Source organism: Herbaspirillum sp. LeCh32-8 (assembly GCF_017814915.1).
GTDB lineage: Bacteria > Pseudomonadota > Gammaproteobacteria > Burkholderiales > Burkholderiaceae_D > Herbaspirillum.
Window position 1 is genome coordinate 372,322 of the sequence record NZ_JAGIPZ010000001.1, and the last position, 14,256, is coordinate 386,577.

Below are 14,256 nucleotides of genomic sequence, written 5' to 3' on the forward strand. Positions count from 1 at the left end.
CGGCAATATCGCCATTTTACAGGCTGCAAGCGGCTTGGCGGGCGATGAAGCCTTGCGCCGGGCGCGACAGTGGCCGGTACGGCGCACAAGGTGTCATTAAACGGTCATGCAAGCCGATTATCTTGTCTGTACGGCCACATGCAGCGGGTTAAATTGTTTAGTATTTTTGATGTCCGGAACGCAAGCCGGATTGACCTCGGAAGGGAATGAATGTTCGCAGCGGTAGACCTCGGTTCCAACAGCTTTCGCCTGCATATCGGCAAATATGAGGACGGCAGCATCCGCGTCATCAAGAGCGCGCGCGACCCCATTCGCCTTGCAGCCGGCATCGACAAAAGCGGCAACCTGACCGAGCAGGCCTGCAAGACGGCGATCGATTCGCTCACGCGTTTTCGCGCCATCCTGCGCGACTATTCCCTGTCGGCCGTGCGCGTGGTGGCGACCAACACCCTGCGCGTGGCCAAGAACGCGCATGAGCTGCTGCCCGAACTGGAGCGCGCCATCGGCTATCCGGTGGAAATCATCTCCGGCGAGGAAGAGGGCCGGCTGATCTTCATGGGCGTGGCCGGCGTGCTGGCCGATCCGCAGGAAGAGCGCATGGTGATCGACATCGGCGGCGGCTCCACCGAAGTGGCGCGCGGCCTGGGCGGGCATATCCGCCATGTGGAGTCGTTCGGCATCGGCACCGTCAACCAGAGCCTGGTCTTCTTCCCCGATGGCGCCATCACCGCCGCAGCGTTCGAGCGCGCCATCATTTCCGCGCGCTCGCACGTCGAGGATGCGGTGCACCTGTTCAGCTTCGATGACAGCGTCAACGTGTACGGTTCGTCCGGCACCATGCGCGCCATCGCCGACACCATCGAGCGCAACGCCATGGGCGACGGCCGCGTCACGCTGCCCAGCCTGGAAGACTTGATGCAGCGCCTGATCGACTTCGGCCACGTCAGCCGGATCGAGCTGGACGGCATGAAGCCCGATCGCGCCGGCGTGATCATGGGCGGCCTGGCGGTGCTGATCGGCTTTATGCAGGAGTTCGGCATCGAGGTCATCACGCCGGTGGAAGCCGGCCTGCGCATGGGCGTGATGTGGGATCTGCAGTTGCGCGCCACCCAGGCCGACCGGCGCGAACTGGCGGTGGAGGATTTCGCGCGCCGCTTCCATGTGGATGCCGCACGCGCGCACAGCGTCGCCGAGACCGCGCTGGGCTTTTTCCAGCTGTTGAAGCCGGCTACCGATTCCTATGCGCGCTACCTGTACTGGAGCGCTTTGCTGCACGAGACCGGCCTGGTGGTGTCGCCCACCGGTTATCACAAGCACTCGGCTTACATGATCGCCAATGCCGACTTGCCGGGCTTCACCACCCGCGAGCAGCGCCTGATGAGCACGTTGATCCTGGGCCAGAAGGGCAACCTGAAAAAGCTGGGCGAGATGCTGGCCGACGTCGACTTCGCCAAGGCCATCCTGGCGATGCGCCTGGCGGTGATGTTCATGCACTCGCACATCGCGCTGGACCTGGACAAGGTGAAGGTCAAGCTCAAGAACAAGATCGACCTGGAAGTGCGCCGCGATTACATCAAGGAACACCCCAGCATCGATTTCTGGTTCCAGAAGGAGCAGGAGTGGTGGGCCGGTATCGGCGTCGAGTTCGGCGTGAAAGTGCTGGCCTGAGCTGCCCGCCTGCCCGATGAAAGTACCCCGGCCGATATCGTCCGGGGTATTTTTTTGTCCCGGGTCCTCCTGTACATCGTTTAAATGATAATCCTTCTTATCTGTGATATAGTCGCATCCGGTTTTTGAAACCGCATATCCAGAACAAGGCATCGAACGATGCCGCCAACGCGAACGCGCAGGAAGCTTCGTCCTGTCGCCGCCCCGGTCGGAAATACGCTGCATCCCCGGACCGCCGCCCGCGCCAAAAAAAGAAGCCCGTCTACACCACCGTAGCCCGCGGCATTCATCAATTTTTGGAAAAGGATGGTCCATGTTCTCTCGTCAACTCGTGGTCGGCGCCTTGCTGGCCGGCACCGCGCTGTCTTCCGTCGCCCAGGAGAAGGTGCTCAACCTGTACTCGGCGCGTCACTATCAGACTGACGAAGCCCTCTATGCCGACTTCACCAAGAGCACCGGCATCAAGATCAACCGCATCGACGGCGACGACGCCGGCATCCTTGCGCGCCTGAAGAGCGAAGGCGCGTCCAGTCCGGCCGACGTGATCCTGCTGGTGGACGCCGCGCGGCTGTGGAAGGCGCAGAGCGACGGCCTGTTCCAGCCGATCAAGTCCAAGCTGCTGGACGAGCGTATCCCGGCCCAGCTGCACAGCAAGGAGGGCAGCGACGGCGCGCAATGGTTCGGCTTCTCGACCCGCGCCCGCGTGATCGTCTACAACAAGGCCAACATCAAGCCGGAAGACGTGGACACCTACGAGTCGCTGGCCGACCCCAAGAACAAGGGCAAGCTGTGCACCCGCAGCGGCTCGCACCCCTACAACGTCTCGCTGTTCGGCGCGCTGCTGGAGCATAACGGTGCCGCCAAGACCGAGGAAGTCCTGAAGGGCATGGTCGCCAATCAGGCGCGCCAGCCGGTGGGCGGCGATACCGACCAGATCAAGGCGGTCGGTTCGGGCGAGTGCGGCGTGGCCATTTCCAACTCCTACTACGTGGCGCGCCTGCTGCGCTCCACCAAGCCGGAAGACGTGGCGCTGATGGACAAGGTCGGCATCGTCTGGCCCAACCAGAAGAGCTACGGCGCGCACGTGAACATCGCCGGCGCAGGGGTGGCCAAGCATGCGCCGCACAAGGCCGAGGCCGTGCAGTTCCTGGAATACCTGGCCGGCGACAAGGCCCAGCGCTACTTCGCGGAAGGCAACAATGAATGGCCGGCGGTGGCCAGCGTGAAGACCGAGAACCCGGCGCTGCTGAAGATGGGTTCCTTCAAGGCCGAAGTGATCAACGTTGGCGCGGTCGGCGCCAACCAGCAGAAGGTGCTGCAGATGCTGGACCGCGTCGGCTACAAGTGACGCGCTGCGCCTGACGCCGTGAGGCGGTGTCCGTCGGGTCCGGGTCCGGCGGTGCCGCTTGCGGCGGGCAAGGGATGGCCGGCATTCGCTGCGTGCGGATGCCGGCCGTTTTTATTGCGGGGCCGATGACGCCGATGAATCAGCGCGGCGGGTCGCGGAAGGGATTGCGCTCGTTGAGCTCGCCCAGATAATCATCGATGCCGCCTTCCTCGCGCTGCAGGAAATGCTCGACCGCGTCATAGAAGCCAGGATGGGCCAGCCAGTGCGCCGACCAGGTCTTCTGTGGCAGAAAGCCGCGCGCCATCTTGTGCTCGCCCTGAGCGCCGCCTTCGAACCAGGCGATTTTCTGCTCGATGCAAAACTCCAGCGGCTGGTAATAGGCGGTCTCGAAGTGCAGGCAGGGGACGTGCTCCAGCGCGCCCCAGTAGCGGCCGTAGAGGGTGTCGCGGTCGTACACCGTGAGCGAGCTGGCGATGGCGTGGCCGTCGCGCTGGGCCACGGTCAGCAGCAGGTTCTGCGGCATCGTCGCGCCGATGCGCAGGAAGAAGTCCAGGTTGAGGTAGGGCGTGGAATAGTGGTCGGAGTAGGTGTGCCGATAGCAGCGGTTAAAGAAGCGCCAGTGCGCTTCGGTGATGTCCGCCCCGCGCAGCCGGTGAAAGCGCACGCCTTGCTCGCTCACCTTGCGCCGCTCGGCCAGGATGTTCTTGCGCTTCTTGCGGTCCAGCGTGGCGGCGAATTCGTCGAAGCTGGCGTAGCCCTCGTTATGCCAGTGGAACTGCACCCCGCTGCGCAGCAGGAAGCCGGCCTCGGCCAGCGCCTCGGCCTGTTCCGGCGGCGGGTAGAGCACGTGGGTGGAAGAGAACTGCTGCTCGTGCTCCTGGTCCTGCTGCAAGGCCTGCAATGCTGCCACCAGCGCCGCGCGGGCTTGGGCGTCGACCGCTAGCAGCCGGCTGCCGCGCACCGGGGTGAACGGAATCGCCGACAGCAGCTTGGGGTAGTAGGGCACGCCATGGCGTTGGTAGGCCTCGGCCCAGGCCCAGTCAAACACGTACTCGCCGTAGGAGTGGAATTTCTGGTACAGCGGCAGCGCCGCGACCAGCGCCTGGCCCTGCCAGACGGTGAGGTAATGCGGCTGCCAGCCGGTCTCGGCGCAGGCCGAGCCGCTCTCGTGCAGCGCGTGCAAGAAAGCGTAGGACAGAAAAGGATTGGCTTCGTCCTGGGCGGCGACCAGGCCGTCCCAGCCGGGCTGGCCGACTTCGGCCAGAGAAGAAACGATTCGCGTGCGATAATCCATTGACTGCAATAGGTTGCGTGGCCTGCCTGTGCGAGGAGCGAACAGGCATTCTACGCAAAATGAAAAGAACGCGTCGCCGTGATGCCGCGCCGGGCCATGGCTGCGGCAGGCGACGCAAGCACAAAGCAGAGAGCACGAAGCATGCAAAGCGATTTCTTCAATCTGTACAGCCATGGTTTCGCCCGCGTCGCGGTGGCGGTGCCCGACTGCAAGGTGGCCGATCCGGCCTACAACGCACAACGCACCATCGAGCTGGCCGAGCAGGCCGTGGCCGAGGGCGCAGTGCTGGTGTCCTTCCCCGAGCTGGGTTTGTCGGCCTACAGCTGCGAGGACCTGTTCCAGCAGCGCGCCTTGCTGGATGCCTCGCTGCAGGCCCTGCAAAGCATCGTGGAGGCATCGGCGCGCCTGCCTGCGGCGCTGCTGGTGGGATTGCCGCTGAAGATCGAGCATCAGCTGTTCAACTGCGCGGTGGTGGTGGCCGGCGGGCGTATCCAGGGCGTGGTGCCCAAGACCTATCTGCCCAACTACAGCGAATTCTACGAAGCGCGCCAGTTCAGCGCCGCCGATTGCGCCATCACGCGCCGCGTGCGCCTGCTGGGGCAGGAGGTGCCGTTCGGCAGCCTGGTGTTCGATATTGCCAACATCCCCGATTTGCGCTTCCACATCGAGATCTGCGAAGACGTCTGGGTGCCGATCCCGCCGTCGTCCTTCGCCGCGCTGGCCGGCGCTACGGTGCTGGTCAACCTGTCGGCCTCCAACGTCGTGGTCGGCAAGTCCGGCTACCGGCACCAGCTCGTATCGCAGCAGTCGGCGCGCTGCATGGCGGCTTACCTGTATTCCTCGGCCGGCAACGGCGAGTCCACCACCGACGTGGCCTGGGACGGCCAGGCCCTGATCTGCGAGAACGGCGAGCTGCTGGCCGAGTCCGAGCGCTTCGCCGACGGCGGTCATGTGATCTATGCCGACATCGACCTTGAACGCCTGTCGCGCGAGCGCTTCCACCAGACCAGCTTCGGCCAGTCGGTGCGCCGCCATGCCGACGAAGTGCGCAAGTTCGAGGTGGTCGGCTTCGAGGTCGACGTGCCGGCGCAGAAGGCGCTGCCGTTGAAGCGCGCCGTGGCGCGTTTCCCTTACGTGCCGGCCAACGCCGAACAGCGCGAGCTGCGCTGCCGCGAGGTCTACAACATCCAGGTGCAGGCGCTGGTGCAGCGACTGTCCTCCAGCAACATCAAGAAGGTGGTGATCGGCGTGTCCGGCGGTTTGGACTCGACCCATGCGCTGCTGGTGTGCGCCAAGGCCATGGACAAGCTGGGCCTGCCGCGCGCCAATATCCTGGCCTACACCATGCCGGGCTTCGCCACCAGCAGCCGCACGCTGGCGCAGGCGCACAAGCTGATGGAGCAGGTCGGCTGCAGCGCGCAGGAAATCGATATCCGCCCCAGCTGCGAACAGATGCTCAAAGACCTCGGCCATCCCTACGCCAACGGCGAGCCGGTCTACGACATCACCTTCGAGAACGTGCAGGCCGGCGAACGCACCAATCATTTGTTCCGCCTGGCCAACCACAACGGCGCCATCGTCATCGGCACCGGCGACCTGTCCGAGCTGGCGCTGGGCTGGTGCACCTATGGCGTGGGCGACCATATGTCGCACTACAACGTGAACGCCAGCGTGCCCAAGACCCTGATCACGCACCTGGTGCGCTGGGTGGCCGAATCGGCCTCGCTGGAGCTCAAGCATCCGGAAGTACTGATGCAGATCCTGGAAACCGAGATCAGCCCCGAGCTGGTGCCGGGCAAGTCGGCCGGCGAGCCGGGCCAGCGCACCCAGGACTTCATCGGCCCTTACGAGTTGCAGGATTTCAATCTGTACTACATCCTGCGCTACGGCTTCACGCCGGCCAAGGTGGCTTTCCTCGCGCACAGCGCCTGGCGCGACCGCCAAACCGGCCACTGGCCGGAAGGCCTGCACGGCGCGCATAACGAATACACGCTGGCGGAGATCAAGAAGAACCTGGGGATCTTCCTTTGGCGCTTCTTCAAGACCAGCCAGTTCAAGCGCTCCTGCGTGCCCAACGCGCCCAAGGTGGGCAGCGGCGGCTCGCTCTCGCCGCGCGGCGACTGGCGCGCCCCCAGCGATTCCGAGGCGACGGTGTGGATGGACGGGTTGGCCCGCATTCCTGACGAGCAATCCTGACATCGCCATCGGCGCAATACTCGCCAAACGGCGTTTTTTACGCCGCATCCTGCCATTCCGGGTTGAAAGAGCGCGGCGGCTGCCTGACAATGCGAAGGTAGGCGCGTGCCGGATTTGATCCAGTGGCCCCGCGCCTCGGGACAAGATCGTGTCTGCACCGGCAGCAGTGCAAAAGCGGAAGAAAATTTATAAGTTGCCAGTAAATTTTTAGTTAACAATCGAGTTTTTTACGACATATCAAGAGAGGAATTGCCATGAAGCAAGTGACCGCTATCATCAAACCGTTCAAGCTGGACGAGGTTCGGGAGTCCCTCGCGGAAGTCGGAGTCACCGGTCTGACGGTCACCGAAGTCAAGGGGTTCGGTCGCCAGAAAGGGCACACCGAGTTGTATCGCGGCGCCGAATACGTGGTGGATTTCCTCCCGAAGGTAAAGATCGAAGTCGTGGTCGATGACAAAGTCGTCGAGCAGGCGGTGGATGCAATCATCAAGGCAGCGCGTACCGGCAAGATCGGCGATGGCAAGATCTTTGTGCAGGAGGTCGAGCAGGTGATTCGTATTCGTACCGGAGAAACAGGCGCCGACGCCGTCTGATCGAAACCGGCCTTTCGGCCGGTTTTTTGTTTTCCGCGTCCTTCTTTACCCCCCGTTCGGCAAGACGGTTGTGCTGCGCAGGCAGCGAAACTTGCAATGGGGGCGTCATGCCGACAAGTGGCATCTGGGAGGGCCGTGCGCCGGCGCGCGCGGGCAGGAGTTTGATCGCGGCGGTCGGATTGTGGCTGGCGGTCATGGTGGCGGCACCACCGGCCCATGCCGAGCCGGGCATCTTTCCTGATCGCGTCGTCATCGGTCAATCGACCGCGCTTACCGGACGGCTGAGTTCAATGGTCACGCCGTGCTTCGTCGGCGCCAAGGCCTACTTTTCCGAAGTCAACGCCCAGGGCGGCGTCTACGGTCGCCGCATCGAGCTGCAAACGCGCGATGACGCCAACAGCGCCCGTCAAGCCCAAGACAATACCGAGGCCTTCATCCGCAGCGGCGCGATCTTCGCCTTGTTTGGATACGGCGGCTGGGTCGGTTCGGAAGCCGCGTTAACGTTGGCGACCAAGGCGCGTATACCTTTCCTGTTTCCGTGCAGCGGCGCATTGCCGCTCTACGACGACTTCAACCGCTACGTATTTACGATACGCGCCAGCTATCTGCAGGAATATCTCCGCCTGTTTCACCTTTTCGAGCGTTTCGGCGTCAAGCGCGTGACGGCGATTTATCAGAAGCAAAGCGAAGGCGAGCGCGTGCTCGCCGAGGTCCAGCGCCATACGAGGGGCAGTGGCATCGTTGTGAACAAGATCGGCGCCACCGTTACCAGCGACTTCCACACGATAGCCCGGCAGATGATGCTGCAAAGCCCGGACGGCGTGTTGCTGGTCAACGGCAATTCGGCCATCAACGCAAGCATAGTGCGCAGCCTGCGCGCAGCGGGTTATCTCGGCCGTTTCTTCGGCGCTTCTCCGATCGGCCAGAAGGCGCTGGCGGATGATCTGGGGCAGCGTTCGCGCGGCGTGGTCGTCACCCAGGTGGCGCCGTCGCCCTGGCATTTCTCGATGCCGCTGGTGGTCGAGTACCGGCGCCTGATGGCCGCTGCCGGCCTGAGTGAGCTGTCCTTCGGCAGCATGGAGGGCTTCATTGCCGCCCGTGTGTTCGTGGAGGCCTTGCGCCGCGCCGGCCCGCATCCGACGCGCGAGAAGCTGATCAAGGCGCTTGAGGGCATCAACGACGGCAACTATGCGCTCGGTGGCTTCGCCGTCAATTTCTCGCCGACCAATCACCACGGCAGCAGCTTCGTGGACGCCTCGTTGATGGCGGGTGACGCCACATTCGTCAACTGAAGGGCGACCGCGCGTGACGCGCCCCGCTGTTCCATAGGCTGTGCCAGATTGGCACAGCATCGGCGCAACCGGATCAGGACGGCCGGGCCTGCCATCGCGCAACGCCCGCAGCAGCAAGGCCGCGCGGCTGGCACGCCGCTTGCCCCATGTTGTCGTGAAGCCCTCGATGTCACCGGCGCAGGCCGGCCTTCGACAGGATTCCATTTCACAACCAAACGGAGACGACAACATGAATCTGGCAGACATCAGCAAGCTTGGCGTGAAGGACCCGTTCAAGCAGCGTTACGACAATTTCATCGGCGGCAAATTCGTGCCGCCGGTCAAGGGCGAATACTTCGAGAACATCAGCCCGGTCATCGGCCGCGCGTTCTGCGAAGTGGCGCGCTCCTCCGCCGAAGACATCGAACTGGCGCTGGACGCCGCGCACGCCGCCAAGAAGAGCTGGGGCAAGACCTCGCCGACCGATCGCGCCAACCTGCTGCTCAAGATCGCCGAGCGCATGGAGGCCAACCTGGAGCTGCTGGCCACGGCCGAGACGCTGGACAACGGCAAGCCCATCCGTGAAACCATGGCCGCCGACATCCCGCTGGCGATCGATCACTTCCGCTACTTCGCCGCCGCCATCCGCACCCAGGAAGGCGCCATCTCGGCCATCGACAACGACACCTATGCCTACCACTTCCATGAACCGCTGGGCGTGGTCGGCCAGATCATTCCGTGGAATTTCCCGATCCTGATGGCGGTGTGGAAGCTGGCGCCGGCCCTGGCCGCGGGCAACTGCGTGGTCCTGAAACCGGCCGAGCAGACGCCGGCCTCGATCATGGTGCTGCTGGAGTTGATTGCCGACCTGATCCCGCCCGGCGTGGTCAACGTGGTGCAGGGCTTCGGCGTGGAAGCCGGCAAGCCGCTGGCCTCCAACAAGCGCATCGCCAAGATCGCCTTCACCGGCGAAACCACCACCGGCCGCCTGATCATGCAGTACGCCTCGCAAAACCTGATTCCGGTGACCCTGGAGCTGGGCGGCAAGTCGCCCAACATCTTCTTCGCCGACGTGCTGGACAAGGACGATGAGTTCTTCGACAAGGCGCTGGAAGGCTTCGCCATGTTCGCGCTGAACCAGGGTGAGGTCTGCACCTGCCCCTCGCGCGTGCTGGTGCAGGAGTCGATCTACGAGCGCTTCATCGAGCGCGCGTTGAAGCGCGTGGCCGCGATCAAGCAGGGCAACCCGCTCGACAAGTCCACCATGATCGGCGCGCAAGCCTCGCAGGAGCAGCTGGAAAAGATCCTCTCCTACATCGACATCGGCAAGCAGGAGGGCGCCAAGGTGCTGGCCGGCGGCGGCCGCGAGGAAATGAGCGGTGACCTCGGCGGCGGCTACTACGTCAAGCCGACGGTGTTCCAGGGCAACAACAAGATGCGTATCTTCCAAGAAGAGATCTTCGGCCCGGTGGTCTCGGTGACCACTTTCAAGGACGAAGACGAGGCCCTGGCGATCGCCAACGACACGCTGTACGGGCTGGGCGCCGGCTTGTGGACGCGCGACGGCACGCGCGCCTTCCGCATGGGCCGCGAGATCCAGGCCGGGCGCGTGTGGACCAACTGCTACCACCTGTACCCGGCGCATGCCGCGTTCGGCGGCTACAAGCAGTCAGGCATCGGCCGCGAGAATCACAAGATGATGCTCGACCACTATCAACAGACCAAGAACCTGCTGGTGAGCTACAGCCCCAAGGCGCTCGGCTTCTTCTGATTGTTGTCTGTTCCAGTGCAGCTTCGGCGCCGGACCGCGTGGGCGGCCGGCGCCGTTTTTTCATGCAGGCAGAGGAGGGAGGCAAGCGATGAATGCACCTGAACGGGTGGTCGCCACCGAGGCGACACTGGCGCTGCTGGGCCAGTTGAAGGGGCGTCACGGCGAGCTGATGTTTTTCCAGTCCGGCGGCTGCTGCGACGGCAGCGCGCCGATGTGCTACCAGGCCGGCGAATACCTGCTGGGCGACACCGACGTGTATCTGGGCGACATCGGCGGCGTGCCGTTCTACATGAATGCCGACCAGTTCGATTACTGGAAGCACACCCAGCTGATCATCGACGTGGTGAACGGCAACGGCGGCATGTTCTCGCTGGAGAACGGCAGCGGCAAGCGCTTCCTGACGCGCTCGCGGCTGTTCTCAGATGAGGAGTACGAGGCCTTGCCGCGGCCGCAACTGGCGCGGCAATAAACGCAGCAGTCCAGCGCGGCGGGATGCCATGCAACGACGGTGCGCGGGCCGTCGTTGCGCGTCAGTGCCGTGCCTTGAGCCGCCGATAGATGGTGTTGCGCGACACGCCCAGCGCACGGGCGACGGCGCTGACGTTGCCGTCGTGCGCGCGCAGCGCCTGTTCGATGGCGCGCCATTCGTTGTCCTGCAGCGAGGCGGTTGCGGGCAGGGCGCTGCCTGTCGATGCCGGTTCGCGCATGGGCACAGGATCCTCTGCTTCAGCTTCCTCCAGGAAATCGTCCGGCAGGTGACGCAGGCCGATCTGCGTTTCGCCGGCGGCCATCGCCAGCGCGGTGCGGATCAGGTTGGCCAGCTGGCGCAGGTTGCCGGGCCAGCGGTGCGCGCGCAGCAGCTGTTGCGTCTCATCGTCGAACGCCGGCGCGTCGGCGCCGCCTTCCTGGCGCAGGATCAGCGCCGCCAGCTGCGGCAGATCGCTGCGCTCACGCAAGGCCGGCAGTTTCACCTGCAAGCCGTTGAGGCGGTAGTAGAGGTCTTCGCGGAAGGCATGGCGCGCGGCCATCTCGCGCAGCGGCTGGTTGGTGGCGCACACCAGCGCGAACTCCACCGGAATGACGCGATTGCTGCCCAGGGGCGTCACCGCGCGCTCCTGCAGCACGCGCAGCAGGCGGCCCTGCAGCGCCAGCGGCATGTCGCCGATTTCATCGAGAAACAGCGTGCCGCCCTGGGCCTGCGCGATCTTGCCCAACGCGCCCCGGCGGCGTGCGCCGGTGAAAGCGCCGTCTTCATAGCCGAACAGTTCGGCCTCGATCAGGTTTTCCGGAATGGCAGAGCAGTTCACCGCGACGAAGGGCGCACCGGCGCCGCGCGCCTGCACCGTCTTGCAGCGCACGCTGTCGCGATGGATGGCCTGGGCCAGCCATTCCTTGCCGGTGCCGGTTTCGCCGGTGATGAGGATGGGAATGTCGCGGTCGATCACCTTGCGCAGCTTGGCGATGAGGGCGCGCATCCTGTCGTCGCCGGTGTCCAGCGCTTGCAGGTCGGGGCGCGCCGGCGCGTGATGGTTGCGTGCGGTGCGGGTCGTCGGCGCATCGGACGTCGATGCCGCCATCGGTGAAGGCGCAGGCGCGTCGCTGAGCGCGTCGCGCGCGTTCTGGAAATACTGCTCACGCAGGCGCATCTCGGCGCGCGCATGGATCTGGATGCCGCTGTGCAGGTACAGCGCCATCATGCCGGGCGCGGCCTTGCGGTAATGGTCGAACAGCGTCGACACCGGCATGCCGAACAGCGAGCTGAAGGTATGCGACTGCAGCGCCGCCAGCGGCAGGCCGAGCTGGAACAGCGCGCTGCGGTTGGCCGCCAGGAAGCGTCCGCCGGGCGTGAAGGTGGCGATGCCTTCGACCAGCGTGCCGACGAACTCAGGACGGCTGTGGAAGTGCAGCGTAATGCAGTCGGGGAAACTGCCGGCCAGCAGCTGGTTTTCGATCATCTGCGCCGACATGCGCACCAGCGCCATGGTGTGCTTGTGGAAGCTGCCGCATTCGCCCGACACATCCAGCACGCCCAGCACCTGGCCGCGGTGGTCGAAGATAGGCGCGGCCGAACAGGTGAGGAAGCGGTTGGCGTCGAGGTAATGTTCCTGCGCATGCACGGTGGTCGGCTTCTGCTCGAACAACGCGGTGCCGATGGCATTGGTGCCGCGCAACTGCTCGGACCAGCGTCCGCCGGCGCCGAGCGCCACGCGGTCGGCCTTGGCCAGGAAGTCGCTGTCGCCCATGGTGTGGATGATGGTGCCGTCGGAGTCCGAGAGGATCACCATGCTGTGGGTATTGCGGATCTGGTCGTAGAGCGTTTCCATGACCGGCTGCGCATGGCCGAACAAGGCCTGGCTGGACTGCAGCGCCTGCGCCAGGTCGGCGCGCGAGAGCGCCGACATGTCGGGACGCTGGGCCCGCGTGAGACCGTAGGAAGAGCTGCGCTGATGCGAACGTTCGATGACCTGCTGCACATCGAGCACGCCGTCGGTTGCGGCCTGCACCACGGGACCATGGTCCAGCGAGGCGCCTGGCCGGTTTGCCTGGAATTGCATCGTTGTCTCCTTGGACGCTGGCGGTCCTTATGATCCTTATCTCCCGGTATTCTATTTCTTATGGTTCGGGAAGCTGAGGGTGTTCAAGCATAACCGATTAATCGGACCGGTTGCCGCCCGATCGCGGCGAGCGCAGAGGACGTTGGCAGAGCGGCAAGGGAAAAATTGAAACAGGGTTTGCAGCGACGGGAATGAGTGGGCAAAATACTGTTTATATATACAGTATTGGCGTTACTCCAGTGTCCCGTTTTCCCAAGTTTCCCGAAGGCATCGCAGCGCCGTTTCCGGAGCAGCCCGGCTCGTCCCGGCCGACCGACGACGACCCCACGCTCACGCCCGAGCATTACATCCACCGCAATCAGGTCGCGCGCAAGGGCCGCGGTGCGGTCACGAACCTGCGCGGCCGCTACGAGACGGTCAGCCGCGAGGAGTTCGACGACGGCTGGCAGCCCTTGCCGTTCAGCGCAGGCGTGGGCGGCGCCGAGGAGCCGGGCGAGGAGGGCAGCGAGGAGGACGACGAGCCCGCGCGCCTGAAGACCATCGTTACCGAAGAGACGGCCAAGTCCATCATCAGCCGCAACAGTTCGCCGGACCTGCCGTTCTCGCTCTCGCTCAATCCCTATCGCGGCTGCGAGCACGGCTGCATCTATTGCTTCGCCCGACCCTCGCACAGCTATCTCGGCCTGTCGCCCGGCCTTGATTTCGAGAGCCGGCTGGTGGCCAAGACCAACGCGCCCGAGCTGCTGCTGCGCGAGCTGGCCAAACCGTCCTACGTGCCCGACACCATCACGGTGGGCATCAACACCGATGCCTATCAACCCATCGAGCGCGAACTCAGGCTGACCCGGCGCGTGCTGGAGGTCTTGCACGACTGCGGCAATCCGGTGGCGCTGATCACCAAGTCGGCGCTGATCGAGCGCGACATCGACCTGCTGGCGGCGATGGCCGCCAAACGCCAGGCCATCGCCGCAGTTACCATCACCACGCTGGATCCGGCCATCGCGCGCACGCTGGAGCCGCGCGCGGCCAGCCCGGCGCGGCGCCTGCGCGTGATTCGCACGCTGGCCGAGGCCGGCATTCCGGTCAGCGTGTCGATCGCGCCGGTGATTCCCTTCGTCACCGAGCCGGACCTGGAGCGCGTGATGGAAGCAGCCGTCGAGGCCGGCGCGGGGCAGGCCGGCTACATCGTGCTGCGCCTGCCGTGGGAGGTGAGTCCGCTGTTTCGGCAGTGGCTGCAGGCGCATTTCCCCGAGCGCGCCGCACGCGTGATGAACCGTATCCAGGACATGCGCGGCGGCAAGGACTACGACGCCGACTTCGCCACTCGCATGCGCGGCACCGGCGTCTGGGCCGACCTGCTGCATCAGCGCTTCGAGAAAGCCGGAAAGCGGCTGGGCATCAGCCATCGCAACCGCGCCTTCGCCACGCTCGACGCCAGCCAGTTCAGGCGGCCGCTGGTGGCGCCGACGGTGCGCGAGCAACTGCGCCGCAACGACGGGCAGCTCGACCTGTTCTGAGCGACTGCAAAGGCGGGCGCTGCTACACTGCGCGCTTTCAATT

The 14,256-nt window shown here is 64.7% G+C and carries 10 protein-coding genes; 8 read left to right on the forward strand and 2 right to left on the reverse strand.

Annotated features, from left to right (window positions below; all coding sequences use genetic code 11):
• The first annotated feature begins 210 nt into the window (after positions 1-210).
• Positions 211-1,668: a Ppx/GppA phosphatase family protein gene (locus J8I26_RS01750; protein ID WP_209603475.1), complete on the forward strand. Its 1,458-nt coding sequence runs from the start codon at positions 211-213 to the stop codon at positions 1,666-1,668.
• A gap of 313 nt (positions 1,669-1,981) precedes the next feature.
• Positions 1,982-3,016, forward strand: a complete 1,035-nt coding sequence (locus tag J8I26_RS01755; RefSeq protein WP_209603477.1) for an extracellular solute-binding protein — start codon at positions 1,982-1,984, stop codon at positions 3,014-3,016.
• A 139-nt stretch (positions 3,017-3,155) separates the two neighbouring features.
• On the opposite strand, the gene J8I26_RS01760 is transcribed toward J8I26_RS01755, so the two are convergent.
• Complete coding sequence (locus tag J8I26_RS01760) at positions 3,156-4,310, reverse strand: GNAT family N-acetyltransferase (RefSeq protein WP_209603479.1); 1,155 nt, start codon at positions 4,308-4,310, stop codon at positions 3,156-3,158.
• Positions 4,311-4,451: 141 nt separating this feature from the next.
• Between J8I26_RS01760 and J8I26_RS01765 the strand changes: the two genes are divergently transcribed.
• From J8I26_RS01765 to J8I26_RS01785, 5 genes are all read left to right on the forward strand, one after another.
• The gene (locus tag J8I26_RS01765) at positions 4,452-6,506 is read left to right on the forward strand and encodes an NAD(+) synthase (RefSeq protein ID WP_209603481.1); all 2,055 of its coding nucleotides are present in this window, start codon (positions 4,452-4,454) and stop codon (positions 6,504-6,506) included.
• A gap of 254 nt (positions 6,507-6,760) precedes the next feature.
• Positions 6,761-7,099 carry a P-II family nitrogen regulator gene (locus tag J8I26_RS01770; RefSeq protein WP_209603483.1) on the forward strand — a complete coding sequence of 113 codons (339 nt, stop codon included), beginning with the start codon at positions 6,761-6,763 and terminating at the stop codon, positions 7,097-7,099.
• Positions 7,100-7,125: 26 nt separating this feature from the next.
• Entirely contained in the window at positions 7,126-8,391 is a 1,266-nt protein-coding gene (locus J8I26_RS01775) for an ABC transporter substrate-binding protein (protein WP_209603485.1), read from the forward strand.
• A gap of 229 nt (positions 8,392-8,620) precedes the next feature.
• Positions 8,621-10,141, forward strand: a complete 1,521-nt coding sequence (gene adh / locus J8I26_RS01780) for an aldehyde dehydrogenase (RefSeq protein WP_209603487.1) — start codon at positions 8,621-8,623, stop codon at positions 10,139-10,141.
• 88 nt (positions 10,142-10,229) lie between these two features.
• The gene (locus J8I26_RS01785; protein ID WP_209603489.1) at positions 10,230-10,610 is read left to right on the forward strand and encodes a DUF779 domain-containing protein; all 381 of its coding nucleotides are present in this window, start codon (positions 10,230-10,232) and stop codon (positions 10,608-10,610) included.
• Positions 10,611-10,671: 61 nt separating this feature from the next.
• Here J8I26_RS01785 and J8I26_RS01790 read toward each other — a convergent pair whose 3' ends face one another.
• A complete protein-coding gene (locus J8I26_RS01790) occupies positions 10,672-12,696 on the reverse strand; it encodes a sigma-54-dependent Fis family transcriptional regulator (RefSeq protein ID WP_209603491.1) in 2,025 nt (674 codons plus the stop codon).
• A gap of 239 nt (positions 12,697-12,935) precedes the next feature.
• Here J8I26_RS01790 and J8I26_RS01795 point away from each other — a divergent pair, with 239 nt between their 5' ends.
• Positions 12,936-14,213 (forward strand): PA0069 family radical SAM protein, encoded by a 1,278-nt coding sequence (locus tag J8I26_RS01795; protein ID WP_209603493.1) that lies wholly within the window; start codon positions 12,936-12,938, stop codon positions 14,211-14,213.
• Positions 14,214-14,256 lie beyond the last annotated feature (43 nt).

Coding starts and splice junctions, on each gene's coding strand:
- J8I26_RS01750 (WP_209603475.1), top strand. CDS start 211: ATGTTCGCAGCGGTAGACCTCGGTTCCAACAGCTTTCGCCTGCATATC.
- J8I26_RS01755 (WP_209603477.1), top strand. CDS start 1,982: ATGTTCTCTCGTCAACTCGTGGTCGGCGCCTTGCTGGCCGGCACCGCG.
- J8I26_RS01760 (WP_209603479.1), bottom strand. CDS start 4,310: ATGGATTATCGCACGCGAATCGTTTCTTCTCTGGCCGAAGTCGGCCAG.
- J8I26_RS01765 (WP_209603481.1), top strand. CDS start 4,452: ATGCAAAGCGATTTCTTCAATCTGTACAGCCATGGTTTCGCCCGCGTC.
- J8I26_RS01770 (WP_209603483.1), top strand. CDS start 6,761: ATGAAGCAAGTGACCGCTATCATCAAACCGTTCAAGCTGGACGAGGTT.
- adh (WP_209603487.1), top strand. CDS start 8,621: ATGAATCTGGCAGACATCAGCAAGCTTGGCGTGAAGGACCCGTTCAAG.
- J8I26_RS01785 (WP_209603489.1), top strand. CDS start 10,230: ATGAATGCACCTGAACGGGTGGTCGCCACCGAGGCGACACTGGCGCTG.
- J8I26_RS01790 (WP_209603491.1), bottom strand. CDS start 12,696: ATGCAATTCCAGGCAAACCGGCCAGGCGCCTCGCTGGACCATGGTCCC.